The sequence below is a fragment of the Arthrobacter sp. P4_F10 genome (assembly GCF_056401435.1).
Genome location: NZ_JBFUJJ010000006.1, coordinates 1 through 24,827 on the forward strand (window position 1 = coordinate 1; position 24,827 = coordinate 24,827).

Annotated in this window: 21 protein-coding genes; 11 read left to right on the forward strand and 10 right to left on the reverse strand. The window is 66.1% G+C overall.

The window, feature by feature from the left end:
- Positions 1 to 72: 72 nt before the first annotated feature.
- Positions 73 to 984, reverse strand: a complete 912-nt coding sequence (locus AC1DR1_RS09010; RefSeq protein WP_229996224.1) for an oxygenase MpaB family protein — start codon at positions 982 to 984, stop codon at positions 73 to 75.
- Positions 985 to 1,481: 497 nt separating this feature from the next.
- Here AC1DR1_RS09010 and AC1DR1_RS09015 point away from each other — a divergent pair, with 497 nt between their 5' ends.
- The 5 genes from AC1DR1_RS09015 (at position 1,482) to AC1DR1_RS09035 (ending at position 7,819) form a co-directional block, all read left to right on the forward strand.
- Positions 1,482 to 2,627 (forward strand): PKD domain-containing protein, encoded by a 1,146-nt coding sequence (locus tag AC1DR1_RS09015; protein WP_476992479.1) that lies wholly within the window; start codon positions 1,482 to 1,484, stop codon positions 2,625 to 2,627.
- Between the two features lie 417 nt (positions 2,628 to 3,044).
- A complete protein-coding gene (locus tag AC1DR1_RS09020) occupies positions 3,045 to 4,577 on the forward strand; it encodes a M23 family metallopeptidase (RefSeq protein ID WP_476992480.1) in 1,533 nt (510 codons plus the stop codon).
- Positions 4,578 to 4,716: 139 nt separating this feature from the next.
- Complete coding sequence (locus AC1DR1_RS09025) at positions 4,717 to 5,202, forward strand: glutathione peroxidase (RefSeq protein ID WP_229993695.1); 486 nt, start codon at positions 4,717 to 4,719, stop codon at positions 5,200 to 5,202.
- Positions 5,203 to 5,424: 222 nt separating this feature from the next.
- Positions 5,425 to 6,636, forward strand: coding sequence for a formaldehyde dehydrogenase, glutathione-independent (gene fdhA, locus AC1DR1_RS09030; RefSeq protein WP_229993694.1), 1,212 nt, complete (start codon positions 5,425 to 5,427; stop codon positions 6,634 to 6,636).
- 241 nt (positions 6,637 to 6,877) lie between these two features.
- Complete coding sequence (locus AC1DR1_RS09035; RefSeq protein ID WP_364748432.1) at positions 6,878 to 7,819, forward strand: phosphodiesterase; 942 nt, start codon at positions 6,878 to 6,880, stop codon at positions 7,817 to 7,819.
- A gap of 63 nt (positions 7,820 to 7,882) precedes the next feature.
- Here the strand turns inward: AC1DR1_RS09035 and AC1DR1_RS09040 are convergent, their stop codons facing one another.
- Together AC1DR1_RS09040 and AC1DR1_RS09045 are read right to left on the reverse strand one after the other, a co-directional pair.
- A complete protein-coding gene (locus AC1DR1_RS09040) occupies positions 7,883 to 9,298 on the reverse strand; it encodes a stealth family protein (RefSeq protein ID WP_414645562.1) in 1,416 nt (471 codons plus the stop codon).
- Positions 9,299 to 9,599: 301 nt separating this feature from the next.
- Positions 9,600 to 10,514 (reverse strand): Cof-type HAD-IIB family hydrolase, encoded by a 915-nt coding sequence (locus tag AC1DR1_RS09045; protein WP_229993691.1) that lies wholly within the window; start codon positions 10,512 to 10,514, stop codon positions 9,600 to 9,602.
- Positions 10,515 to 10,692: 178 nt separating this feature from the next.
- Between AC1DR1_RS09045 and AC1DR1_RS09050 the strand changes: the two genes are divergently transcribed.
- On the forward strand, positions 10,693 to 10,992 hold the full coding sequence (locus AC1DR1_RS09050) for a type II toxin-antitoxin system VapB family antitoxin (RefSeq protein WP_026266597.1): 300 nt from the start codon (positions 10,693 to 10,695) through the stop codon (positions 10,990 to 10,992).
- Positions 10,985 to 11,662: a LytR C-terminal domain-containing protein gene (locus tag AC1DR1_RS09055; RefSeq protein ID WP_229993690.1), complete on the forward strand. Its 678-nt coding sequence runs from the start codon at positions 10,985 to 10,987 to the stop codon at positions 11,660 to 11,662. Before AC1DR1_RS09050 ends, AC1DR1_RS09055 begins: the two co-directional genes overlap by 8 nt.
- A 23-nt stretch (positions 11,663 to 11,685) precedes the next feature.
- Here AC1DR1_RS09055 and AC1DR1_RS09060 read toward each other — a convergent pair whose 3' ends face one another.
- Both AC1DR1_RS09060 and AC1DR1_RS09065 read right to left on the reverse strand, forming a co-directional pair.
- Positions 11,686 to 12,324 (reverse strand): TetR/AcrR family transcriptional regulator, encoded by a 639-nt coding sequence (locus AC1DR1_RS09060; RefSeq protein ID WP_229993688.1) that lies wholly within the window; start codon positions 12,322 to 12,324, stop codon positions 11,686 to 11,688.
- A gap of 102 nt (positions 12,325 to 12,426) precedes the next feature.
- A complete protein-coding gene (locus AC1DR1_RS09065) occupies positions 12,427 to 13,380 on the reverse strand; it encodes a GlxA family transcriptional regulator (RefSeq protein ID WP_229993687.1) in 954 nt (317 codons plus the stop codon).
- Between the two features lie 101 nt (positions 13,381 to 13,481).
- On the opposite strand from AC1DR1_RS09065, the gene AC1DR1_RS09070 reads away from it, so the two are divergent.
- The 3 genes from AC1DR1_RS09070 to gad all read left to right on the forward strand — a co-directional run bounded on the left by AC1DR1_RS09070 (position 13,482) and on the right by gad (position 18,992).
- A complete protein-coding gene (locus AC1DR1_RS09070) occupies positions 13,482 to 14,834 on the forward strand; it encodes an alpha/beta fold hydrolase (protein ID WP_476992481.1) in 1,353 nt (450 codons plus the stop codon).
- Positions 14,835 to 15,466: 632 nt separating this feature from the next.
- A complete protein-coding gene (locus tag AC1DR1_RS09075) occupies positions 15,467 to 17,581 on the forward strand; it encodes a chloride channel protein (protein ID WP_229993685.1) in 2,115 nt (704 codons plus the stop codon).
- A gap of 31 nt (positions 17,582 to 17,612) precedes the next feature.
- Positions 17,613 to 18,992, forward strand: coding sequence for a glutamate decarboxylase (gene gad, locus AC1DR1_RS09080; RefSeq protein WP_364748424.1), 1,380 nt, complete (start codon positions 17,613 to 17,615; stop codon positions 18,990 to 18,992).
- Positions 18,993 to 19,054: 62 nt separating this feature from the next.
- Here the strand turns inward: gad and AC1DR1_RS09085 are convergent, their stop codons facing one another.
- Positions 19,055 to 20,305, reverse strand: coding sequence for an MFS transporter (locus tag AC1DR1_RS09085; protein WP_476992482.1), 1,251 nt, complete (start codon positions 20,303 to 20,305; stop codon positions 19,055 to 19,057).
- Positions 20,306 to 20,379: 74 nt separating this feature from the next.
- Here AC1DR1_RS09085 and AC1DR1_RS09090 point away from each other — a divergent pair, with 74 nt between their 5' ends.
- Positions 20,380 to 20,922, forward strand: coding sequence for an ArsR/SmtB family transcription factor (locus tag AC1DR1_RS09090; RefSeq protein WP_476992483.1), 543 nt, complete (start codon positions 20,380 to 20,382; stop codon positions 20,920 to 20,922).
- Positions 20,923 to 20,985: 63 nt separating this feature from the next.
- Here AC1DR1_RS09090 and AC1DR1_RS09095 read toward each other — a convergent pair whose 3' ends face one another.
- The 4 genes from AC1DR1_RS09095 to AC1DR1_RS09110 form a co-directional block, all read right to left on the reverse strand.
- On the reverse strand, positions 20,986 to 22,308 hold the full coding sequence (locus tag AC1DR1_RS09095) for a nicotinate phosphoribosyltransferase (protein ID WP_364748419.1): 1,323 nt from the start codon (positions 22,306 to 22,308) through the stop codon (positions 20,986 to 20,988).
- A gap of 84 nt (positions 22,309 to 22,392) precedes the next feature.
- Positions 22,393 to 23,163: a DsbA family oxidoreductase gene (locus AC1DR1_RS09100; protein WP_229993678.1), complete on the reverse strand. Its 771-nt coding sequence runs from the start codon at positions 23,161 to 23,163 to the stop codon at positions 22,393 to 22,395.
- A gap of 113 nt (positions 23,164 to 23,276) precedes the next feature.
- Positions 23,277 to 23,813, reverse strand: a complete 537-nt coding sequence (locus AC1DR1_RS09105; protein WP_229993677.1) for a GNAT family N-acetyltransferase — start codon at positions 23,811 to 23,813, stop codon at positions 23,277 to 23,279.
- 123 nt (positions 23,814 to 23,936) lie between these two features.
- Entirely contained in the window at positions 23,937 to 24,785 is an 849-nt protein-coding gene (locus tag AC1DR1_RS09110; protein ID WP_229993676.1) for a sugar phosphate isomerase/epimerase family protein, read from the reverse strand.
- Positions 24,786 to 24,827 lie beyond the last annotated feature (42 nt).

Below are 24,827 nucleotides of genomic sequence, written 5' to 3' on the forward strand. Positions count from 1 at the left end.
CTGCAGCCCCACCGGCCGCCCCGGCCCAGCGGCCCCACATGCCCGGCACCCCACCCCGCCGCTGGCCCAGTCTCAAGCCCTGTAGCCCAGCCGGCGCAGGCGGGCCCGGGCAGCCTGCTCGCTCGGCCCCACCCGGCCGAGGGCAAGATGCACCACCGCGAGGGTGGCCCTGGTGGCCAGGGTTACCGGCAGCGGAATCGGGCCCAGCCGCGCGGTCCGCAGGCCCAGGAGCTCGCGGTACCTGGGTTCGAGGCTTGTCACGGCGGCCGCGAACAGCACCCGGTAGCCAGGCCTGAGCGCGGGGTGGAGCGGCGGGTCGCGAATGAATGCCACCGTCTCGGTGACCCGTTCGTCGCAGCGGAGCTCGCCGTCGTCGTACCAGCGGTTCAGCTGCTGCCGCATTTCCGCTTCGCTCAGCGGAGGGGCCTCTACGCCCATCAGCCGCCCGGCTTGGGCCCACTCACGGACATAGGCATCAGGTCCGCCAGGAATCGGCCGACCCCACAGTTTGTGGGCGGAGAGGAACGCGTCGGTGAAGGCGATGTGAACCCAGCGGAGCAGTTCGGGATCGTTGGCCGCATAACTGCGCCGGATGCCGTGGCCGTCCACGAATTCTCCCCGCACAGTCCGGTGAAGCCGAAGCACCCAGTCCGACGCCGCCTTGGCCGTTTCCGTGGAGCCATAGGAAACGGTGAAGATCCAGCGGATAGTGCCCGCCAGCCGGCCCAGGGGGTCTTCGCGGAAACGGGAGTGATCGTGGACTCCGGCCAACGCACCGGGGTGGAGCGCCTGCATCAGAAGCGCCCGGATTCCCGCCACGATGGTTGGCATGTCCCCGTGCACGGCCCAGACTGCCGAGCCGGGCAAATGATAGCCGGCGTCGTCGCCCTCGGCCAGGTGCGGCACCCACTCGGGCACGGAATCGCGCGTCCCGGTGAACGTTTGTTTGAGTTCGGCCTGCCATTCCCTGAGGACATTGCGCATGGTTAATTCTCGCGTATGTAGAATCCTTGGTCGAACGGTGGCCCGGAGTGCCCGAAACGACTGCCCGAAGTGCCCTAAAAGCGTGCCGATCGGAGCTCGCGTATGCATTCACCCGTGTTCCCATGGGAGCGTAACCCGTCGAGATTGGGGTCTGGCGGGCATACTGCGGGAGTCGCATCGTGGGAAATCGCTCGGGAAGCGGACCCGAAAAGGCTAGTGGACCTTGGAAAAAGTTTGCGCGGATACTGGGCATTTGTGCGGCATCGGCGCTGACGATGATTGCGCTTGGAGTCAACGGCCCACCCTCCGCTCCTCCCGACCGCGGCTCCACACAAAGGACGACCGGAACTGCCATTTCCGCAACGGGAGTGTTTCCTTCCGATGTGCATGCCCTCGTACCCTATAGCCGTTCAAGCGTTAGGACGGCTTCCAAGGACGGCAAACACGAGCTGAATCTTGCATCGGCTGGATTGCGGCGTCCGCCTGCCGGGACCCTGATGGCTCCCCTTGAGACGCTGACTCCAACGTCGCACTTCGGGTTCCGAATCAGTCCACTCACTGGTAAGGCGGGCGAGTTTCACTGGGGCCAGGACTATTCCGCGCCGTGCGGCACCAGGGTTTACGCGGCCGACGGCGGCACGGTACGGGCGGTGGGGTGGCACCCGTGGGGCGGTGGCAACCGAGTAGAAGTTGACCACCAAAACGGGCTGATCACCACCTACAACCACCTGCAGGAAATCGCCGCAAAAAAGGGTGAATCCGTCGAGGTAGGCGAAGTTATCGCAAAGGTGGGCACCACGGGCTCGTCCACCGGCTGCCACCTCCATTTCGAGACTATAAAGGATGGTCACCACGCCAATCCGCTCAAATGGACACTCTTGCCAACTAAGCAGATCGACAAACTCGGGAACATCGAGATGATCAGCTACGCCGCCGGCGCGAACGGCCCCAGGAGTGCTACGAGCTGGGCCATCCCCGTGTCCGAGGACAACTCGCACGCCGTTACGGGAGGCACCTCCGAGGAGGATGTTCCACCCCCGCCGGAGCCGCCGGTTTATGCGTTGCCTGACAAGAGGCAGGACCCGGGTAGACCGCAGGGAGACCCCAATCGTGCTCCGGTGTCTTTGATTGCTGAGACGGTCTCGGGTCTCGATGTTGTTTTTGATGGGTCCGGTTCCTCGGATGATGGGTCGGTGGTTTCCTATGCCTGGGACTTTGGTGATGACTCGCTTGCGGGAACCGGGCCGACGGTGCGGCACAGTTACGGGAAGGCGGGGACATACACGGTCCGTTTGACGGTTACCGATAATGCCGGCGTCGAGGGCACGAGTTCGAAGATGGTCACCGTTGTTGCGCTGCCGGTCAATGCTGCTCCGGTGTCTTTGATTGCTGAGACGGTCTCGGGTCTCGATGTTGTTTTTGATGGGTCCGGTTCCTCGGATGATGGGTCGGTGGTTTCCTATGCCTGGGACTTTGGTGATGACTCGCTTGCGGGAACCGGGCCGACGGTGCGGCACAGTTACGGGAAGGCGGGGACATACACGGTCCGTTTGACGGTCACTGATAATGCCGGCGTCGAGGGCACGAGTTCGAAGATGGTCACCGTTGTTGCGCTGCCGGTCAATGGTGCTCCGGCGCCTTGACACCAGCCATCGCAGTGCTGCGTCGGGCGCCGACGGGAGGGCGGTGCCGCCTGACCTGGGCCCGTCGGGCCCAGGTCAGGCGGCAGCCGATGCAGCAGCTGATCCCCGACGAAGTCCCGCCCTCTAGCTTCAACAACTGGGTCAACGCCGCCGCCACGATTCCGTGGATGCCTGGGTCCCGTCCCCGCCGGTCCTTGCGCCCGCTCCTTTGCTACCTTCTCCCCGGCGCCCGGCACCTGCAATTCCGCGGAGGACTACTGGGCCGCCACCGGCCAGCTACTGGGGATATCCGTGGTTCTCTGATTGGTACCGCAAAAGGTGCGTGCTGACGGTTCACAGACCCGGCCGTCTGTGGTCACATAGGGGGGTGAGTCCGTGACGATTGGGGTCTGGCGGACATAGTGCGGGAGTCACATCGTGGGAAAACACTGGGGAAACTCATCGAGTGAGCAGTCAGCCAGGGCGCGGACCATTGCCGTGCGCTGCGTATCCGGAGGCCTGTGCCTGTCCCTGGCCGTTCTGGCATTCGGTGGCTTTCAGGGGCTGAGCGCCTTCGCGTCCTACGGGGCGCCCGCCGCCATCCCGACCGCCGCCATGCCGCCCGCCGGCGCGGTGGGGCGCGAAACCCTGGACCCGCAGGCCCACTCCGCCGCTACCGGTGCTGCGGGGACTCCCGGCACAGTCACTGCCGACGCCCTGGCGCTCCTGGCCTTCAGCCGGAGCACGGTGGACACGGTCACCAGGGAAGGAGTGCGTGGCGAGCTCAATGTGGCCTCGGCGGTCCTGAGCCGGCCCGCGGCCGGTTTCCTCATGGCCCCGCTGGAATCGCTCGTGCCGTCGTCCCCGTTCGGGCTGCGCACCAGCCCCCTGACGGGATTCGCGGGCGAATTCCATTGGGGCCAGGACTTCGCGGCATCGTGCGGCACCAGGGTCTACTCCGCCGACGCCGGCGTGGTGAGGGCCGTAGGGTGGCATCCCTGGGGCGGCGGCAACCGGGTGGAAATCGACCACGGCAACGGGCTCATCACCACGTACAACCACCTGGAGGCGATCGCGGTCAAGAAGGGCGACTCCGTGCGGGTGGGGGAGGTCATTGCCCGGGTGGGTACCACCGGCTCCTCCACCGGCTGCCACCTACATTTCGAAACGATCCTCAACGGCTCCCACACCAATCCCCGGGACTGGACGTTGCTCCCCATCAAGCAGATGGATCAGCTCAGCCCGATGGACATGACCAGCTACGCACCCGACGCCGGCAAGGCAACCAACGCGGGGATTGGCTGGGCGATTCCTGTCCGGGAGGATCTGACCCACGTGGTGGCCGGCGGCGTTCAGGAACAGCCCGCCGCGGTGGCCGCCAAGCCGTCAGCGAGTGCCTCAGCAGCAGCCACCGAAGCCGCCGCCAACAAACCGTCGGCAAAGCCTTCCGCCACCTCGAAACCGACGCCGACCGGCACTGCCTCCGCTACACCGACGCCGACGCCGACCGGCACTGCCTCCGCGAAGCCGACGCCGTCGCCGACCGGCACTGCCTCCGCGAAGCCGACGCCGTCGCCGACCGGCACTGCCTCCGCGACGCCGTCGCCGACCGGCACTGCCTCCGCGAAGCCGACGCCGACCGGAACTGCCGCGACGACCGCCCCTGCCGCCCCGACGCCCACCCCAACCCCGACGGGAACAATTCCCGCCAAGCCGTCAGCTCCGGTGCCGGTCATGCCGTCGATAAATCCGACGCCCTCCGCGCCCGCGACGGCCTCCGCGGCCGCGACAGAGGCTGCGGGCAGCGCCGCGCCGCCGAGCCGGCCCCTGGCGCCGGCCCCAATCACTGTGCAGCCGGCCCCGGTCACCGCGCCAGCCGATGAGCCGAAGCCCACGACGACCACGCAGTCGGCCACCAAAGCAGTGACAACGAAGCCCTCACCGACGCCCACTTCGACGCCCAGCCGTTAGACGCCGGGTCGGGACCCAGTTACCGGCCCAGCGTCGGGTCCGGGATGCGCACCCATACCCGCACGCCTCGGTGCCGGATAATGGGGGGAACAGTTCCGAACCCCGGCTCCGGACCACCGATATCGCAAGGACGCGCTCCATGACAGCTCTGCACTCCATTCCCTTGACCCTCATCGACGGGACCGAGACCGATTTTGGCCGCTTCAGGGGAGAGGTGGTTCTGGTGGTCAACGTGGCGTCCGAGTGCGGTTTTACGCCCCAATACGCAGGACTCGAGGCACTGCACAACAAGTTCCGCGGCCAAGGCTTCCAGGTCCTCGGCGTCCCCTGCAACCAGTTCGCCGGGCAGGAGCCCGGCGGCGACGCAGAGATCGCCGAGTTCTGCCAGCGCAATTTCGGCGTGACCTTCCCGCTGACAGTCAAGTCCAGCGTCCGGGGAAAGAACCAGCACCCGCTCTACGCCGAGCTCACCAAGTTCAAGAACGGGCTCCTGCCCGGCCTGGTGAAGTGGAACTTTGAGAAGTTCCTCGTGAACCGCGACGGCGAGGTCATCGCCCGCTTTGCGCCCACCGTGGAGCCGGACTCACCGGAGATCATCGACGCTGTTCAGTCCGCCCTGGACTGAAACAGCCCCGGCCCGCCTTCCGATTCCGCAGCCTCTATCCCTAAGCATGCTTACCCCCTAGACTGGCCGAACCCTCCAACATTCCGGGCACATCCACGGCGCAGTCATCCCTGACAGCCGCCCTTCGGCAGTGCGGCCGAAGTGTCCCTGCGGAGGGCGCATCAAACACTTCGTCAATCACAGCAGGGCCCCGTGTGGGTCCGTGAACGCAGGAGGAATGAGATGACAGGGAACAAAGCCGTTGCCTACAAGGGGCCGGGAAAAGTCGAACTGATAGACATTGACTACCCCACCTTTGAACTCAAGGACGGCCCGGGGGTCAATCCCGCCAACGTCGGCCGGCAGGTGCGCCACGGCGCCATCATCAAGACCGTTGCCACCAACATCTGCGGCTCGGACCAGCACATGGTCCGGGGACGCACCACAGCCCCCCCTGACCTGGTGCTTGGGCACGAGATCACCGGCGAAGTGGTGGAAGTGGGGCCGGACGTTGAATTCATCAAAGTGGGGGACATCTGTTCCGTCCCGTTCAACATCGCTTGCGGGCGCTGCCGGAACTGCAAGGAACGCAAGACGGGCATCTGCCTGAACGTCAACCCCGACCGGCCAGGCAGCGCCTACGGCTACGTGGACATGGGCGGCTGGGTCGGCGGCCAGGCCAACTACGTCCTGGTGCCGTACGCCGATTGGAACCTGCTGAAGTTCCCCGACAAGGACCGGGCCCTTGAAAAAATCATGGACCTGGCCATGCTCTCGGACATCTTCCCGACCGGATTCCATGGCGCGGTCACCGCGGGCGTCGGCCCCGGCTCCACCGTCTACATCGCTGGCGCGGGCCCCGTAGGCCTGGCCGCGGCGACCAGCGCGCACCTGCTGGGTGCCGCCGTCGTGATTGTGGGGGACCTGAACGCGGACCGTTTGGCCCAGGCGCGCAGCTTTGGCTGCGAGACCGTCGACCTGAGCAAGGGCGGCCCGGCGGAGCAAATCGAGCAGCTCCTCGGCGTCCCGGAAGTCGACTGCGGCGTTGATGCCGTAGGCTTCGAGGCCAGGGGCCACGGTGCCGGAGCCCAGGAAGCCCCGGCAACCGTCCTGAACTCCCTCATGGAAGTCACGGCCGCCGGCGGCGCCCTCGGCATCCCCGGGCTCTACGTCACCGGCGACCCGGGCGGCATAGACGAGGCTGCACGGAAAGGCTCGCTGTCGCTCAGCCTCGGAACGGGCTGGGCGAAATCGCTCAGCTTCACCACGGGACAGTGTCCGGTCATGAAATACAACCGGCAGCTGATGATGGCCATCCTGCACGACAAGGTACACATCGCCAAGAACGTCAACGCGAAGGCCATTGCCCTGGAGGACGCGCCGAAGGGGTACGCCGAATTCGACGCCGGCGCGGCGACGAAGTTCGTGCTCAACCCGAACGGCTACCTCAGCTAGCGCAACCCCAACCCGGCGGCACTGCCGGCCCCGCCCCGCTGAACCGGGGTTTTGGGAGTGCCGCCGGGCGGCCGCGTCCCGCATATGCCTGCAGGAGCATGTGAGGGCACGCCACCTGTTAACGCGCGATTTTCCAATATGCCTGTCCCAGTTTTTACATTGTTTGCCTAATGTCTGGTTGGATAGTTCTTACTGAGAGGGACACTGGAGGCACCGCTTCCACCCAACCAAGAAGGCAGCAATGGAGCGCATCGAGGCCGAGCACCCCCGGCCACGTCATTTCTTACTTCACCTGAGCGACCCCCACTTGCTGGGGGGTCCGCAACCCTTGCACGGCGTCGTGGACAGCGAAGCCCTGCTCAGGCAGCTTTTCGAGGAGGTCCACGCCTCGGGTGCACGCCCCGAAGCCGTGATCTTCACGGGGGACCTGGCTGATCTCGGGGAACCCGAGGCATATGCCAAGCTCCGCGCAATCGTGGATCCGGCCTGCAAAGCCTTGGGGGCGAAGGTCATCTGGGCGATGGGCAACCACGACAACCGGGCCAACTTCCGGGCCGGGCTCCTGGACCAGGCCGACAATGACACGCCGGTGGACCACAGCTACTTCGTCAACGGGCTGCGCATCATCACCCTGGACACCTCCGTGCCCGGCTTCCACCATGGCGAATTGAGCCACGACCAGCTGGATTGGCTCGCTGCTGAGCTGGCCACGCCGGCCCCGGACGGGACCATCCTGGCCCTGCACCACCCACCGGTGCCGTCCGTGCTGGATCTTGCCGTGCTCGTGGAGCTCCGGGGCCAGTCGGCGCTTGCCGGTGTCCTGCGCAACTCCGATGTCCGCGCCATCCTGGGCGGCCACCTGCACTACTCGACCACCGCAACATTCGCGGGTATCCCCGTGTCCGTGGCCTCAGCCACCTGCTACACCCAGGACCTGAACGTTCCGGTGGGCGGCACCCGTGGCCGCGACGGCGGGCAGGCGTTCAACCTGGTCCACGTCTACGAACACACGATCGTGCACTCAGTGGCGCTGCTCGGCGACACCCCGGCCGTCGGCGAGCTTGTCTCTCCTGAGGAAGTCCAGCGCCGGCTCGCGGCCGCCGGGATTTCCATCCCGGAGCAGGCCAAGCTCGAGGCCCCGGCCCGGACGCCGGCGCCCCGCAGGTTCACCACCCTGAACTGATGCAATCCCTGGCTGGCGTCATCACTGCCTGAACGAGGCGGCGCCCGCTTTGGTCACGGTTCGTTACTTCTCCCAGGGCGCCTTGATGGGGTAGTACTTCTCCAGGAAATCCGTGACCAGCTCGGCCCGCTCTTCCGCGGGGACCTCCGGGAAGCTGCCGTCGTTGAGGCAGAAGAAGTCCATGTTCCGCTTGGCCAGGAGCTTGGGCAGGTAGTTCAGGCCCGCACGCGCCGTGGTGTCCACATATCTCACCCTGGCAGCCGTCTGGGTCACGGCCCGGCCCGTGAGCAACGCGTAGTAGTGGTAGAACGAATTGGTAACGGAGATGTTGTCCGCGGCCCGGAACGTGCTCGCCGCGGTCTTGGCAAACTCGGCCGGGAACTCCTGTTCCATCTGCTCGACCACGCTGCGCCGCAGCGGGGCCGCCGTGTGCTCCAGGTGCCGGGTGGTAATGCGGCCGAAGCGGTTCCACAGCAGCTTGCGGTTCACCCGGGCGGCGTTCTCAAAGCCGCTGCGTTCGGCGTCGTTATCCCCCAGCCCGATCCGGGTCTCGGCCTCGATGAACTTCGTGATGCCGCCGGGGGTGAAGAACATGTCCGGCCCCACGGCGCGGCCGAAGAACATGTCGTCGTTCGAATACAGGAAGTGCTCGGAGAGTCCCTCGATGTGGTGCAGCTGGCATTCCACGGCCTGCGAATTGTGCGTGGGCAGAACCGAAGTGTCGGCGAAAAACTCTTCGCTGCGGACGATCGTCACGCTGGGGTGGTCCGCCAGCCATGACGGCGTGGGGGAGTCCGTGGCGATGAAAATCCGGCGGATCCACGGCGCGAACATGTAGACCGAACGCAGGGCGTACTTGAGCTCATCGATCTGGCGGAAGCGGGCCTCGTGGTCATCTCCCTCGCCCACCACCACGCCGGCCATGCGGGCTCGGCGGGCTGCGATGTACTCGGGGGAGCTGCCGTCAACCCATGAGAACACGAGGTCGATGTCGAAGCTGATGTCGCTCGCGTGGTCCGCGAACATGTTCTCGATGGTGGGCCACGTGTGGCCGTAGCGTTCCACCGTGCCGCGCACCGCGTCCTGGGCCAGCATGGTGCGGCGCGTCAGGGAGTTCTCGATCGGCAGGATCAGCTGATCGCCCTCGAAGCTCCAGAGCTCCAGCTGGACGCCGGCGGAAGCCCCGAATTCAAAGCCGCCCTCCGGCTCCACCCTGGGCCGGTACAGCCGGAAGATCCGGGACTGGCGGTTCGGTGAAAGCTCACCGTCGGCCACCAGCACAGAGGATTTCTTCTTGGCGTCCACGCTCATGGAATAGAACGGCTCGTCGCGGCACGCCTCTACAAGAGCGTCGCGGAGTTCCTTGCGGTCCTTCCAGTCGACGGCGACGACCGGGCGGTGGTTGTTGCCGCGGACCAGCAAGTAGCTGATGCCGGCGCCGGCCATGACGGAACGCAGGAACATCAGGTCCTCGACCATGGCCTGGTACGGCGTGCGGTTCTCGTTGATCAGCGCATAGCGGCCGCGGCGGCGGACAACATCGGAGCGGGTCCGGAATCTGGCGACGGCGGCCGCCGACGTGATCTCGGCGTGGGCTTCCGCGGATGCCTGACTGCCATAGTAAATCTCGTCTTGGATCGCTGCTTCGGTAATGTCTGATCTCCCGCTTCTTTGAGTGCGTTGGTGTCTACTTGCATGATAACGCGGGCCTCAAAATTGCCGCGGAAAACCGGCCGGCACCTGCGGTGCATGACGACGGAATGTGACGGCGGAACGGGCCTCAGCCGGTGACGACGGCCAGCCAGTGGTGCAGGAAGGCGCCACCGGCGTCGTCGTGGATGACGTCCTCGCCGAGCCCCAAATCAGCGGCGGTGAGAACCTCGTAGGGTTTGACCGGGATGCCGTCCGCGGGCCGGACGTCCACGTGCTTCACGGCGTGGTCGTTGTAGTGCAGCCAGTCGGCCATGGCGTAGTCCGTGCGGGAATCGCCCACCGTGCGCCAGGCCTGCGGCGTGATGCCCTGTGCGGCCAGGAACTCCACTGCCCGGCTCGCGCCCAGGTCTTTGCCCAGCCGGACCGATTCGATATCGGTGGAGATGATGGTCGGATCGACGCGGAAATCGATCTGGTCATCCGAATCGGGGACGTGGTGGTCCAGCCGCACCACACCGAGCCCGTGCCGTGCCATGATGCCCATGGCGTCGGCGTCGAAGAGTTCCTGCTCGGCCCGGTAGTCAGGGTTGGCGACGGCGATGTGCTGCTCCACGGAGACCATGGCCCGCTTGGTTTCGTCGTAGAACATGTGGGCGGAGTAGTCCTCGGCGACCAGGCGGCGGACGTCGTCGCCGAAGGCCTGCGGGATGGCGAGTTCATGATCCACGTGGACCGGTCCGGGGCCTTCCGCGGTGTAGCTGAACCAGACGGCGCCCTTTTCGCAGATGGCGTGGATGACGGTGCCGGCGGGCATCCCGGCAGCAATCATCGGTTCCATGACTTGTTCGCGGATGAACGCGTCCGACCGGCCGGTGTTGAAGATGACCGGCACGCCGGCGGCGGCCAGGGCCACCAGATCCGCGATGATGCCGGGCTGCACTTCGCGGGTGACCGGGCTCGCGACCGGACCGTCGACGTCGAGCAGCAGCGCCAGCACAGGGGCAGACGGCGACGGAACAGGGGCAGTCTCGGGTGAAGTCATACGGCTATTCTGTCAGCCGCGCGGACCGTTTGTGTGAACAGTGCAGAAGATCGGCGGCCCGCGCTGGAAGTGACAGGCGGCGAAGCATCGTGTGACAGATGGTTACTGTTTGGCCACAACCTCACGCCGCCCGCGGAACTTGATTCCTTCAGGCGTCCAAGTTCCCTAGGCTGGCATGGTGATATTCAAAGCTGTGGGCGAGGGACGCCCGTACCCCGACCATGGTTACACCACGCCCAAGGACTGGGCGGCCCTGCCGCCGCGTCCGGTCCGGCTTGATGAGCTGGTGACCACGAAGCGCACGCTGGACCTTGAAGCCCTGTTGGCCGAGGACTCCACGTTTTTCGGCGACCTCTTCCCGCACGTCGTGGAATACCGCGGCGTCCTCTACCTTGAAGACGGCCTGCACCGGGCAGTCCGCACCGCGTTGCACCAGCGCACCGCAATCCACGCGCGAGTCCTCGTGATAAATGGCTAGGAAGCCGCGAGACGTCCGAGTCCTGCATGGGCACCGCGTCATCAGTGGCTCCGAGCTGCGGGCCACGTTCGTGGAGCAGGACGACACGGCAGACAACCCCGTCCGGCTGCGGCGCAGGATCCTGCACGGCGTGGTCCTGGTGATGCTTGTCGGCCTGCTCGCGGCGGCGATCGTGGTGGCCCTCGCCATCATGAACGGCCAGATCAAGCTGCCCGCGGCGGAGCGGAGCAAGGCGGCAGTGTCGGTGTGCCCGGCGGCCACCTACGACTACACGCCGCCGGATAAGGTCAGCGTCAACGTCTACAACTCCACGAGCCGGCCGGGCCTGGCCCGGAGCGTGGCCGATCAGCTCGTCGCCCGGAAGTTCCTCGTGGGCGCGGTGGGGAACACGACGTCGAGCTACCGCGGCGTGGCGCTGGTCGTCTCCGGCGCCGCCGGCCAGTCGGCTGCCTTCAGCGTCCAGCGCAACCTGCCCGGCTCGGACTATGTCCAGGACGGCCGCACGGACCCGAGCGTGGACGTCATCATTACCGGCGACTTCAAGGAACTGGCCAAGCCGGAACTCGTGGACCAGACGCCGGGCCAGCTCAGCTGCCCCCGCGAGGACCGGCGCATCGTGGATGACACCACCCTGCCCATCCTGCCGACGGCCACGCCCGCGGCGGGCTAGGGCACGCAGTTAGGGCACGCGGCTTAACTGTTGGCGCGGACCGGCCGGCCGGCGTCGTCGAACCTGGCCCCGGCGCCCAGCTGGATGAACCGCACCGTCCGGGCCAGCCGCGCCTCAGCCTCGGCGTCCTGTCCCGCACCGTCGCCCCGGGCAGCGCTCGAGGAAAGCGTGCCGTGGATGAGCTGGGCGAGCTGGGCGACGTCCGACTCGGGCAGGTAGCCCTGGGTCATGCCGTCGCGCAGGATCCCCCGCAGGAGCACGCTGAGCTCACCCACGTGGTCCGCGAGCTTGGCGAACGACGACGGCGAGAGCACCGCCGCCATGGCCGGCCCCGGCGGCAGGTGGCGCCGGCTCAGGTCCTCCACCTGGGCCCGGACGTAGACGGCCAGCCGCTCCACCGGGTTCTCCAGCGCATCGAGCGATTCGCGCAGGTCGAGCAGGAACCGTTCCGTCTCATCCAGGGCGTAGGCGATCAGGAGTTCTTCGATGTCCGCGTAGTAGTTGTAGACGGCGGTCCGGCCGATCTGGGCGTGGCGTGCGACGTCCGTCATGGTCAGGCCGGGCAGCCCGTGGGTGAACAGGAGTTCCCCGAAAGCGGTCAGGATGCGGCGCTGGGTCTCGGCACGTTGGGCGGCGTTGTTCGCGGCCGAAATCCTGGGCATACGGACACTTTAGCGCGATCTGTCACCAAAGCAGCCGAGTGGCGGACTGTGACACGGCCGGGCGCGTGACATTTAAGAGACGGCACCGCCAGGAAGGGGGTTTTAGGTTGGTGCAGCGTGCCGGTTCCTGCCTTGGTAGAGGCGACGGTAGCTTGAGGGTGTGGTGTTAAATTTCCGGGTGAAGTGGAGCCGGAAATTTGCTGTCGTTCCCAAACCAGTCCTGGAGGCAACCGCCTGTACAGTCAGATCGGTGGTTTCCAAGAGCCGGCATGCTTCGCCTATCCGTTGATCGTTTAGCCACCTCAAAGGTGTCATTCCTGCTTCGGCCGTAAATTTGCGTGTGAAGCTCCTGGGTGCCCAGCCGGCGTGGGCGGCCAGGTCGTCGACTGTGAGCGGTTCAGCCAGGTTCTGCCTTGCCCAGGCGCAGGTGTCGGCGAAGAGGGCCAAAGGCGCGGCGACCGCACGTTCCATGAACTGGACTTGGCCCCCTTCCCGGTGCGGGGCCACTACCATCCGTCGTGCAATGCTGTTGGCCGCCTCCGTTCCATAGTCCTTGCGGACCAGGTGCAGACATAGGTCTATGCCTGCCGCTACCCCGGCGCTGGTGCTGACGCTGCCTTGGTCTATGTACAGGACGTCTGCGTCGACGGCGACTCCCGGGTACAGGGTCTGAAGACGTTCGGCGTTTCTCCAGTGGGTGGTTGCCCGCTTGCCGTCCAAGAGACCTGCAGCAGCGAGGGCGAAAGCGCCTGTGCATACAGACACCATGCGGGCTCCGTTGGCCGCTGCCTGACGCAGCGCCACACAGACCTCCGCGGGTGGATCGTTCAGCGGTGCGTAGCCGGGCACCACGACCGTATCCGCGGATAGAAGGGCACCCAAACCGTCAGCGGCCAGGATGGAATATCCGGACGTCGTCGGCACCAGGCCAGGCTGGGCTGCGCAGACCCGGAAGGAGTACCGTCCCCGTTCATCCTCGTGGCCGAAAATCTGCGCTGGAATGGCAAGGTCAAAAGCGACCACATCCGGCAGTGCCAGGGCGACAACTCGGTGCATAGAATCACTGTACTCACGAAGGCACCAGGTGGGCAGAATCCTTTCCATGCAGGGCATTTTTGCCGTGCACTTCCGCTGCCGGCGAATGACAGCATTAGCGCATGACACTCTTCCCTGCGAGGCAGGAATTGACGGCAGCCCCTCCCACGGGCTCCACATCCACGGGCCAGGACCGTCCGCCCGGCGCTGATCCTTCCCAGAATGGACACCTCGGCTGGATCGTAGCCAGCTCATTGATTACCGGGGTCCTCGCTGCACTGCTGCTGGCCGTCGCCCCGTTCATTCCAGCAACCCAGAGCAGCGTGACCGGGGCCATCCTGTTGGGGCTTTCGCTGGGATGGGCAATGGTGGCTGTGTTGTCGGTGAGGTTCACGGAGCAACCACAGAAGTGGGCGGTGGCTCCAGCGCTTTTCATCGGGCTGGGCGGTTTCCTTTTGCTGGCGTTCGGCTCCCCAGCGCAGGAAGTGCTCGCCTGGGTATGGCCCCCCGCTTTGATGGTGTTAGCGCTCTGGACAGGCTCTCAAGCCAATCGGCAGCTTCGTAGCCGGAGCGGGCGCGTGCTGCTGTACCCAGTGATCGCGATGCTGGTTCTGGCTTCACTGGGTAGCGGCTACGAAACCGTGCGCGAAGCGGCGGATGCGGGGGCCTCTCCAGTGCAGGGCCAGTTGATCGACGTCGGCGGACACCGCCTGTACCTCAACTGCACCGGCTCGGGCAGCCCTACCGTCGTGCTCGAACCGGGCGCAGGCCAAGCGTCGTCTGACCTCGCATTGATCGCACCGGCCGTTGCCCGTGACACCCGGGTGTGCGTCTACGACAGGGCAGGACGCGGGTGGAGCGATTCAGCGAGGACCGCGCAGGAGGGCGCGCAGATCGCGACCGATCTCCACACGTTGCTGCAGCGCGGGAACGAGTCAGGACCGTATGTGCTGGCGGGGCATTCATTCGGGGGCCTCTACGCACTCACTTTCGCTGCCAGCTTTCCCGAGGACGTAGCCGGATTGGTCCTGGTGGACTCAACCGCACCAGCATGGGACTCGGAATCAGCACACCCCTCTCGCTCGGAGTCCGACGACACGATGAACCGTGCCTCCGCACTGGTCTCGAGCGCAGCTCGACTTGGCATCGGCCGGTTGCTCGGCATGACACCCAACCACTTACGCAGCACGATCGACGAGTACATTCATGCGGGCTCCTCGGTGCAGCAAGCTGCCGCGTTGAGGAACTTCACCAATATGCCGCTGGTAGTTCTGACGGCCGGCAGTGGGAACGCGCCCGGCTGGGCGGCTTCGCAGGAAGCCCTTGCCTCTCTCTCGACCAACAGCCTGCACCGCGTCATCAACGGCGCCACCCATGCGTCTTTGATTAGCGAGCAGGAGGATGCGGCCGCGACCACCCGCGGGATCCTCGACGTCGTCTCTGCCGTGCGGACTGCAAGCCCGCTGATCCCGTAGGACAAAAGGAAGCCCGTGACACCCTCGTCGAGGGAAAGCGGCACCTGATCGGCCGAGGTCGGCGGTACAAAATAGCCCCGGTAAAACTCCGGCTGGCCATTGCTTCTATCCCACTGATACTGAACAGGCTCGCTACTCTCGCTGACCCTGCCACCGCCACTCATCCCCATGGGGAACCCCAGCGCCTGTTTCACTCACACCGACGTCCCCGAAGGACGTCGGGGTTCTTTGGTTCTTTTTCACCCGCATTGGGTGAGGACTGCCCCCACTGAAAGCGTTAGCTTGGAGAGCATGTGATTGACCAGCCCAAATCGCTTGCGCGACCCACTATAGGCTCCCGCCGTCTAGCGCACGGCCAGCGGAAGGAGACGGGATGCTCAACTGTTACCACGGGCGCACCGAACCCGTTCTCTCGGTCCTCTCGGCGCCTCCGTTTGCTGGGGGCCGTCCTTCTGGCGGACGCTGGCTAAGTCCGCGCCTGATTGGGAAGCCGTCGGTGACGTGGCGCCGGAGGGCAGCCTGATGTTCTGCCCGGTGATCATCGGTGGCTCGCGGTGTGGCCGGCTGGGCAAGTCGACCCGATCTAGAAGAAGGACATTCGGAGTGACCCGAATCGTCATAGGCGCGCCGCGATGCCGGGATTGAGAGAGCCTGCCGCGCCGCCACCCAGTATCGATCCGGCCAGTTTCGATCCGGCCGCCGTGATTCGTTCCAGGTCGTACATCGCTGCGCTCGTGCTGGCGGCGGTCTTGGGCGTTCCCATCTCGGCCATTGCTTACGGCTTTCTCGCTTTGGTCGCGACGATCCAGCGGTACGTCTTCGACGGGCTGCCGAATCAAGTCCTAGGGGGTCCTGCTCCCGCGTGGTGGCCGGTTCCGTGGTTGGTGCTGTGTGGGTTGTTGACGGCGTTGACCATCCGGTATCTGCCGGGAACCGGGGGCCACTCGCCTGCTTTCGGGTTCAAGACGGGCGGCGGTCCGCCGAACGGGCGGGAGCTCGTGGGCATCGTTCTCGCGGCGCTGACCACGCTCAGCCTGGGTGCGGTGCTCGGGCCCGAGGGGCCGCTGATCGCGATCGGTGGCGGCCTCGGGGCGTTGGCGGTGCACCTAGTGAAGAAGGACGCTCCGCCGATGGCCCTGACGATCATGGCGTCGGCAGGCAGCTTCGCCGCGATCAGTACCTTGCTCGGGTCTCCCGTGCTCGGTGCGTTCCTGATCATGGAGGCCGCCGGGATCGGGGGAATGACGCTGAGTCTGATGGCCCTGCCCGGGCTGCTCGCTTCTGGCGTCGGGGCGCTGGTGTTTGTCGGCTTGGACGGCTGGACCGGGTTGGGCAGCTTCTCGCTGGCGCTGCCTGTGGTGCCGCCTGCGGAGCCGCCGACGCTGGCGACGTTGGGCTGGGCGGTGGTCATGGGCGCGGTCGGCGCACTGTTGGGATGGTTGATCCGCTGGGTCGGGCTGTCGCTTCGTCCTGTTGTGCATCTGAACCGGGTGTTAGTGACCGCTGCGCTCGGCTTGCTGATTGGTCTTACCGCGATGGCGTACCAGTTGATCTCTGGGAGAAGCTTCACGCAGGTGTTGTTCTCGGGGCAGGACGCACTTCCGGAACTGGTCGAACACGCCGCGGACTACTCGCTTGGTGTGCTGGTCCTGCTGATCGCTTGTAAGACCTTGGCCTACGGGCTCTCGCTGAGCGCATTCCGTGGTGGTCCCGTGTTCCCGTCGATGTTCATCGGTGCGGCGCTCGGTATTGCTGCGAGTGGGTTGCCCGGAATGAATCTCGCGGCAGCGATCGGCATGGGCATAGGAGCCATGTGCGCAGCCATGCTGCGGCTGCCGTTGACATCGACGCTGCTGGCCACGCTGCTGCTGGGAGTGGACGGTGTGGCCGTAACACCCCAGGTGGTGGTGGCTGTGGCGGTGTCCTTCGTGATCACCAACGTGCTCCCGGCACCGGGTCCGGGCTCGGGCCAGGGCCCGACGGCGTCCGTGGCGCCTGACGATGCCGGCAGCGTTCAACATCGGGCCCACACGAAGGCCGACCACGCAACTGAGATCTCCAGCGCGGACCGTTCGACCGTGCGGGGCCGGTGGATCGCCTGGTTGTTCATCATTGGCTCGAGTCTGTTCGCCTTGGGGGCGCTGCCGTTGTACGCCGAGGCCGTGGGACTGCGCTGGTGTGCGGCCACATTCTTCGTCGGTTCGCTGTTCTTCACCTGCGCGGCGTTCCTGCAGTACCGCGAAGCCGTTGACGCGCTCCCGGCCGCGCGTGCCACGCGGCGCCAGTCGTTTTGGGTATGGGCGCCGCGGAATCTCGGCTGGCTCGCTGGCGCGGTTCAACTTGCCGGCACGCTGTGGTTCAACTGGAGTACGGGAAATGCACTGCGGGACAATCTCAGTGCGGCGCTGACCGAGCAGCGGGTGTGGCGACCCGATGCGCTGGGTTCAGTCGCCTTCCTCGTTTCAAGCGGGGTTGCGTTGCGGGACGCCGGTCGTGGCGCCATCGCCGGCCTGCCCAGGCCGCGGACATGGAAGATCGGCGTGATCAACGTGGCCGGCTCTGTTGCCTTCGGCATCTCGGCTGTCGCGGCCTTTGTCATACCGTCGAGCGGCGAAGTGTGGAACGCCGAGCTGTCCAATCTCGGCACACTCGTGGGCGGCCTGTGCTTCCTCACCGGAGCGATTCTGATGCTGAGTCCAGAATCCACCGACGCCTCGGTTCCTGCGCACCGGGGAGCTCATCCGTAACCCCATTTCAACAGTCTCTGAAGGAGAAGTGATGTCAGCAAATTTCCAGCCGGCCGATGCCGACGTGGCGCTGTTCGGCAACCGATTCGTCACCCAGGAGGTTCCGAGCCGGGAGTTCCCGGAGACCGGCATTCCTGCTGAGGACGCTTTGCGCCTGGTCTCGGAGGACCTGGCGCTGGAGGGTGATCCGGCCCGGAACCTGGCGACCTTCGTGACGACATGGATGGAGCCGCAGGCCCAGCAGATCATCGCCGCGAACCTGCACCGCAATTTCATCGACCACGCCGAATATCCCCGCACGGCCGAGATCGAGCAGCGCTGCATTCGGATGCTCGCCGACCTCTTCCACGCGCCCGGCGAGACGACGGGAGCCCGAACCCAAGGATCGTCCGAGGCGATCATGCTCGGCGGCCTGTCCCTGAAGTGGAACTGGCGCAAGCGTCGCGAGGCCGCCGGCGCGTCGACGTCGAGCCCGAACCTGGTGTTCGGCGGCGACGTGCATGTCGTGTGGGAGAAGTTCTGCCGCTACTTCGACGTCGAGCCGCGGATCGTGCCGTTGCAGCCGGGGAAGTACACGATCGGCCCGGAGGACGTGCAGGCCCATGTCGATGAGAACACCATCGGTGTCGCTGCCGTGCTGGGTACGACGTTCACTGGGCACAAGGACGACATCGCCGGCATCAACGATCTGCTGCTACGGATCAAGCGTGAGCGTGGCCTTGATGTGCCGTTGCACGTGGACGGGGCCAGTGGGGGGTTCGTCTGGCCCTTCCTCTACCCGGACTCCGAGTGGGACTTCCGGCTCGAGCAGGTCCACTCGATCAATGTCTCCGGGCATAAGTTCGGACTGGTCTATCCCGGCATCGGCTGGCTGATCTTCCGGGAGAAGGCCGACCTGGCCAAGGACCTTGTTTTCGAGGAGAACTACCTCGGCAAGACCGACTCGACCTTCACCCTGAACTTCTCCACGGGCTCGTCGATGGTTCTCGCCCAGTACTACAACTTCGTGCGCTATGGCCGCGCCGGTTACACCTACATCATGCAGAACATGCAGACCAACGCCCGCGTCCTCGCCGAGAAGTTGGAGGCCATGGGCCGGTTCGAGATCATCGGCCCCGACGAGGAGCAACTTCCCCTGGTCGCGTTCCGGCTCGCCGCCGACCCCGGGTACGACGAGTTCGACATTGCCTGGCAGCTCTCGGCCGAACGCGGCTGGATGGTGCCGGCCTACACCCTGCCGCCGAACGCCCAGGACGTGACGATCATGCGTGCCCTGGTCAAGGAAACGATGAGCCGCGAGCACGTCGACACGCTCGCCCGAGACATCGAAGAGGCGTGCTCCACGCTGGCGAAGAAGGGCGGCGCGCACGAATCGGAACGGAAGAAGATCGTCACCGGACCCGGCCATTGACCCAGTGCAACGGTGACGCACCGGTCCCGACACTTCCGGCCGGGCCGGCGCGGGAACACCACTCAGGATTCGACGTCGGCCGCGGCGATTGCCTTGTCCGTGAGGATGGGCATCATCCCCAGTAGCGCGAGGGTCAGCACTCCCATGATGCCGAACATGACCTGCAGGCCCAGCCATTGGGCCAGCAGTCCGCCCGCTGCTGCACCGAGCGGCATGGTTCCCCAAGCCAGCAGGCGGTAGACGCTGTTGACTCTGCCCAGCAAGGGGTTGGGCGTAATGCGCTGGCGCAGGGATACGGTAATGACGTTCCAAAGCACGATCAGCATGCCGCCCACAAAGAGGATGGGGCCAAGAACGTAAGGGCTGTCGGTCATGGCGGGCGCACCCACCAGCAGCGCGCCCCCGAAGATCGTGAGCGTCAGGGACCTGGACCTACCCAGCTTGGACTCCACCGGTTCGGCGATGAACGAGCCAACGAAGGCGCCCAAAGCGGAGGTCGTCAAAAGTAGGCCGAACCCCACCTCGGACAGTTCCATTTCTGAAGCCGGGCCCACGGCAAACAGCACCAAGACCGCGAATGCCGCGTTGGATGCGAAGTTGAACACCCCGGTCATCACCGCGAGCGTGCGAAGGATCTTCTGGTTCCAGAGGAACCGCAAACCCTCAGCAACGTCGAATCGCAGTGTCGTCTTCACCTCCCGCTCTGTGCGAAAAGCTCCCGGGACCAGGAACAGGACACCGGCGGCCGCAAGCCACAGTGCCGCCGGCGCGGCAAAGCCCGCAACGACGCCGATGGCCGCCAGCAGCCCGCCCAGCGGTGGACCAACGAACTGGTTGGCGGTGAGCTCGACGGCGTAGAGCCGGCCGTTGGCGCGCGAAAGCTGATCCCTGTGCACCACCTGGGGCAGGATCGACTGCGCGGAGGTGTCGTAGAGCGTTTCAGCCACACCCACCATCAATGCGACGATGTACAGAGCCCAAATGGAGCCCAAATCCAGCAGGACGACGGCGACCAGCAAGGCGGGCAGCATCGCGCGGCTGAGGTTGGCCCACAACATCAGCTTGCGCCTATCCAGCCGGTCGGCCAGCGCTCCGGCAGTGAGGGCGAAGAGAAGCCAGGGAAGCGTGGCTGCGACGGTCAGCCCGGCAATCAGCGTGGGTGACTGAGTGAACTGAATGGCCAGCAGCGGCAGCGCGATCTTGAAGACGCCGTCTGCGAGGTTGGACAGCCCGGATGAGGTCCACAGCTTCCAGTAGGACGCACCCAGCGGCGCATCACTCCGTGCCTGCACCTGCGCAGAGTGACTAGTCATAGGTGAACCATTCCCTATTGATTGAGAAAATTCAAGGTGGTTGAAATTAGTACATCAGATCGTAGGATGGGTACATGACGGACGCAGAGCCGACGAGCGCGAACGAGAAGAAACCCGCCGCCAGCGCCCGCGAAATTAAGGCCCTGGCCCATCCGCTGCGCCTGAGGATCCTGCGCCTGTGCGGGCTCCACGAACTGACCAACAAGCAACTCGCCGATCGGCTGGGTCAGGATCCGGGGACGATGCTTTATCACGTGCGGCAATTGCTCTCAACCGGATTCCTTGAACCCGCCGAGGTCCGCACGGGGGTCAGCGGTGCGCTTGAGAAGCCGTATCGTTCCACGGGACGGTCCTGGAACCTGGACACCTTACTGCGTGAAGCTGGTCCGGACGGTCCAATGGCACCGATCGAGGCGTTTCGGGAAGAGCTGACGGAAGCCGGGCCGGATGCGCTCACCAGCCTCTCACGCTTCGTTCTGCACCTCTCCGAGAAAGACGCCGAGGACCTCATCAGGCGCATCTACGCTGTGCTGAGCGAATACACCGACAGCGATCGGCAGCGATCGGACCAGCCCGCATACGGCGGCATCTTTGTCCTTCACCGGTCGTCAGACTAGGCCGTCGGCCCCGCCTGGAACGACTTGCGAAGACCCCTCCGCGAAGAGTGCCTGCTCCCCGCCTTATTCGTAGATGGTGGGGATGGCCGGTTCGCCCGGTTGCAGCCTGTCCACCACCCGGGGCAGCTCTGCCATGGAGGCCGTGTGCCGCTCCCGGGCCCGCCCCACGGCGTCCGGCCCGGTCCAGCCGGGCAGGATTTCGCCATCCTTCATGAACTGCTGCAGCAGCGGGCGACCGTTCGGGACGGCGGCCGGCGGGTGGCCCACGCCGAGGACCTCGTGGGTGGCGGTGCCGCTGTCGTTGAGGCGTCGCACGGCGAACTTGCGGCCGCCCATGTTGATCTTGTCCTTCGAGGTCTTCGCCACGGCAGTCAGCTCACCGGAGTCCCCGGCCCGGCTCACCAGCTTGTAGACCATGCCGGCCGTGGGCGCACCGGAACCGGTCACGAGCGCAGTGCCGATGCCGTAGGAATCGGCCGGGGCGGACCGGAGAGCGGCGACGGAGAATTCGTCCAGGTCTGAGGTGACCACGATCCTGGTGTGCACATTGCCGAGGCTGTCCAGGAGTTCGCGGACCCACCGGGCCTGGGCCACGAGGTCCCCGGAGTCCAGCCGGATAGCCCCGAGGCTGTCTCCGGCGAGGCCGACGGCGGTGCGGACCGCCGCCTCGACGTCGTACGTGTCCACGAGCAGCGTGGTCCCGGGCCCCAGCGAGGCCAGCTGGGCCGCGAAGGCGTCGCGCTCGGAGTCGTGGAGCAGGGTGAAGGAGTGGGCGGCGGTGCCGACGGTCCGGAGGCCGTAGCGCCGCCCGGCAGCCAGGTTGGAGGTGCCGGAAAAGCCGGCGATCACGGCCGCGCGGGCCGCTGCGGCGGCAGCTTCCTCGTGGGTGCGGCGTGAGCCCATCTCAATGCAGGGCCTGCCGCCGGCTGCACTGATCATCCGGGACGCGGCCGACGCGATGGCGCTGTCATGGTTCAGCACTGACAGGACGTAGGTCTCCAGGACGCAGGCCTCGGCGAACGTCGATTCGATGATCAGGACGGGGGAGTGCGGGAAATACGCTTCGCCTTCCGGGTAGCCCCAGATGTCGCCGGAGAACCGGAAGGCGGCCAGCTGGTCCAGCGTATCCTCTTGGACCACACCGGTGCCTGCCAGGAAATCGAGGTCGTCCGCCTCGAAGCGGAAGTCCGCGATCCCCTCAAGGAGCCGGCCGGTGCCGGCCACGATGCCGTACCGGCGCCCGGCCGGCAGCCCCCGGGCAAAGGCCTGGAAGACGGACCGGCGGTGGGCCGCGCCGGAGTGCAGAGCCGCCTGGAACATGGTCAGCTCATAGTGGTCCGTAAACAAGGAGGTCCGGCGTCCGCCCGGGCCGGCCGAAGTGTCCATGCTCCACTCTAGGCCGGGGATCCGCGCTAGGCCGGACCGGCTGGGAAAAGGCGGCCGAACCTCAGGCGACCTGCCGGGGCGGACTCAGACGGCGCAGCCGTCGGGGCCGCAGGCGCCGGAATCCGTGGCACTGTCCGCGGCGGCTCCCGCGCCGCTGGCGCCCCCGGCGGTTGCGCCCGCGGCGGCTTCCGACCCGGCGGCGCCCACCATGACCAGCGGGTGGCTGTCCTGCCACGCCTGCTCGAGGGCCGCGCTGAAGGTTTCCGCAGGCTGGGCGCCCGAGAGCCCGAATTTCCGGTCAATCACGAAGAACGGGACGCCGCTGATGCCCAGGGCCCGGGCCTCGGCGATGTCGTTGCGGACGGCGTCGGAGTAGGCGTCCGTGCTGAACAGTTCCGCCAGTTCGCCGGCGTCGAGCCCGAGGTCCAGGCCCAGTGCGGTCAGGTACTCCTGGCTGCCGATGTCCCTGCCGTGTTCGAAGTGGTCGCTGAGCAGGCGTTCCTTCGCGGCATCCTGCTTTCCGTGGCCGGCGGCGAGGTGGATCAGCCGGTGGGCGGTGAAGCTGTTGGCCACCACGACGGCGTCGAACCGGTAGTTCAGCCCCTCACCCTTGGCCTGGGCCGCGACGTGCTCGAACATCTGCGATACCTGTGCCGGCGCCATGCCCTTGCGCGTGCTCAGGTAGTCCAGTTCGGTGCCGTCGTAGTGCTCCGGGAGCGTTGGGTCCAGCTGGTAACTGCGCCACTGCACCTCCACGGAATCGCGGTGCGGGAAGGCCGCGAGGGCGGTTTCGAAACGGCGTTTGCCGATGTAGCACCAGGGGCAGGCGACGTCTGACCAGATCTCAATCTTCATGCCGGCAACAACCCCGCCGGCGCCAGGTCCATTCCCCGGCGGCATGTCGGCTTCGTCACGGCCCGCCGGCTGACGGGCTGGCAGCCACAGACCCGTGCTCACAGGCCCCGCGCTCACGGCGCGACCGGGCGCTCCATCACGAAGTCGTGCTCCACGGTGTCGCCGAGCTGGAAGGACTTGGTGCCGACCTTGCGGAAGCCGGACTTCTCGTAGAACCGGATGGCCCGGGCGTTCTGGCTGTTCACGCCGAGCCAGAGCCCTCGGGCGCCGGCCGCCGCGGCCGCGCCGACGCTGGCGTGCATCAGTTCGGCCGAGGCGCCGAGCCCGTGGTGGTCCGGGTGGACGTAGCACTTGCTCAGCTCGGTGCACGGCAGTTCGCTCAGGACAGCGGCCACCTCCGGGTCCCGGGTGGGGCGGGCCACCAGCAGGCTGTAGCCGCGGAGCTCGCCGTCGGCGTCGATCACCAGCACCGTTACCTCTGGATCCGCCAGATAGGCCCGGAAATTGGGCTCGCTCAGGGTATTGGCCAGATGTGCCGCGATGTCTTCTGGCCGGGATTGCGGCGGGCACGCGAGCGGGAAGGTGACGGCCGCCAGTGCTGCCAGCCTCCCGGCGTCGTCCGCGGTTGCCTTTCGGAGTACGTGGGTCATGGGGGATCTCCCGGCTAGTGCTGGATTTTTCTCTCCGACCAACGCCGTCAAACGGCGCCTCCGGCGGCGTTGGCTGTCCCTAAAAGACTCTAGCGGGCGTCGGTCTCCATGCCCGCAGCGCACTCACAGGCTGCGCAGGAAAGCGAGGCCACTTTCCGCCAACTGGTCCTGGCTGGGGGCCAGCGGCCGCCAGATCGATGCCGCGACCGCAATGGCGGCATTGTCGACGGTGAAACTTTCAATGTTGAGTGGTCCCGTGTAGCCCACCTCATTCAGGACGTGCAGGAAGCTTTTCCAATCAGTCTGGTCCCCGCCGGGGGCACCGCGGTCGTTGCCGCAGACCTGCACGTGCACCAGATGTTCTCCGGCGGCCCGGATCGCCGCGGCCACCGAACGCTCCTCTATGTGCAGGTGGTAACTGTCCAGCGCGAGGCCGACGCCGTTCCCGAGCAGTGGCCCCAGCGCCTCAAGCGCCTGGTCCACCGTGTTAATCAGCGAAGTTTCATACCTGTTTAGCGGCTCGATGCCCAGCACCACGCCCGCCTCCTGGGCCCGGGCCGCGACCGGCTGGAGGTTTCGGCGCAGCTCCGCGTAGGCGTCGCGTCGCTGCTCCCGCGACATCCGCCAGACTCGACCCGTTTGGGCATAGAAAGGTCCGCAGACCGTGGGCGAGCCGATGCTGCTGGCCATGGTGATGCAGGCTGACAGGTAGGCCTGGGTCCTTTCCACGGAAGCCTGATCCGCGGCTACGAGGTCCCGCCCCGGTGCCATGGCCCCCACCACGAACGGTTTGAGCCCGTTTCCCGCGAGGGATTCCCGTACCGCTGCGGGCGTGAAGTCGCCCTCGTTTTCCAGCGGAAGTTCGACGGCGTCAAACCCTATGGCGGCGATTTTTGCGAGGAGTCCGGGGAGGTTGGAGTCGGTCAAGGGGGATTCCCAGACCCAGGTGCTGATTCCGGTCAGACGTTCCAAGCTGTCTCCTTCCGTCTGTTTGTCCTGCCGCCTGTTCCAGAC

Excerpts from the sequence above, each read along its gene's own strand:
- AC1DR1_RS09010 (WP_229996224.1), bottom strand. The coding sequence starts at position 984 with ATGCGCAATGTCCTCAGGGAATGGCAGGCCGAACTCAAACAAACGTTC.
- AC1DR1_RS09015 (WP_476992479.1), top strand. The coding sequence starts at position 1,482 with ATGGCTCCCCTTGAGACGCTGACTCCAACGTCGCACTTCGGGTTCCGA.
- AC1DR1_RS09025 (WP_229993695.1), top strand. The coding sequence starts at position 4,717 with ATGACAGCTCTGCACTCCATTCCCTTGACCCTCATCGACGGGACCGAG.
- fdhA (WP_229993694.1), top strand. The coding sequence starts at position 5,425 with ATGACAGGGAACAAAGCCGTTGCCTACAAGGGGCCGGGAAAAGTCGAA.
- AC1DR1_RS09035 (WP_364748432.1), top strand. The coding sequence starts at position 6,878 with ATGGAGCGCATCGAGGCCGAGCACCCCCGGCCACGTCATTTCTTACTT.
- AC1DR1_RS09040 (WP_414645562.1), bottom strand. The coding sequence starts at position 9,298 with ATGGTCGAGGACCTGATGTTCCTGCGTTCCGTCATGGCCGGCGCCGGC.
- AC1DR1_RS09045 (WP_229993691.1), bottom strand. The coding sequence starts at position 10,514 with ATGACTTCACCCGAGACTGCCCCTGTTCCGTCGCCGTCTGCCCCTGTG.
- AC1DR1_RS09055 (WP_229993690.1), top strand. The coding sequence starts at position 10,985 with ATGGCTAGGAAGCCGCGAGACGTCCGAGTCCTGCATGGGCACCGCGTC.
- AC1DR1_RS09060 (WP_229993688.1), bottom strand. The coding sequence starts at position 12,324 with ATGCCCAGGATTTCGGCCGCGAACAACGCCGCCCAACGTGCCGAGACC.
- AC1DR1_RS09065 (WP_229993687.1), bottom strand. The coding sequence starts at position 13,380 with ATGCACCGAGTTGTCGCCCTGGCACTGCCGGATGTGGTCGCTTTTGAC.
- AC1DR1_RS09070 (WP_476992481.1), top strand. The coding sequence starts at position 13,482 with ATGACACTCTTCCCTGCGAGGCAGGAATTGACGGCAGCCCCTCCCACG.
- AC1DR1_RS09075 (WP_229993685.1), top strand. The coding sequence starts at position 15,467 with ATGCCGGGATTGAGAGAGCCTGCCGCGCCGCCACCCAGTATCGATCCG.
- gad (WP_364748424.1), top strand. The coding sequence starts at position 17,613 with ATGTCAGCAAATTTCCAGCCGGCCGATGCCGACGTGGCGCTGTTCGGC.
- AC1DR1_RS09085 (WP_476992482.1), bottom strand. The coding sequence starts at position 20,305 with ATGACTAGTCACTCTGCGCAGGTGCAGGCACGGAGTGATGCGCCGCTG.
- AC1DR1_RS09090 (WP_476992483.1), top strand. The coding sequence starts at position 20,380 with ATGACGGACGCAGAGCCGACGAGCGCGAACGAGAAGAAACCCGCCGCC.
- AC1DR1_RS09095 (WP_364748419.1), bottom strand. The coding sequence starts at position 22,308 with ATGGACACTTCGGCCGGCCCGGGCGGACGCCGGACCTCCTTGTTTACG.
- AC1DR1_RS09100 (WP_229993678.1), bottom strand. The coding sequence starts at position 23,163 with ATGAAGATTGAGATCTGGTCAGACGTCGCCTGCCCCTGGTGCTACATC.
- AC1DR1_RS09105 (WP_229993677.1), bottom strand. The coding sequence starts at position 23,813 with ATGACCCACGTACTCCGAAAGGCAACCGCGGACGACGCCGGGAGGCTG.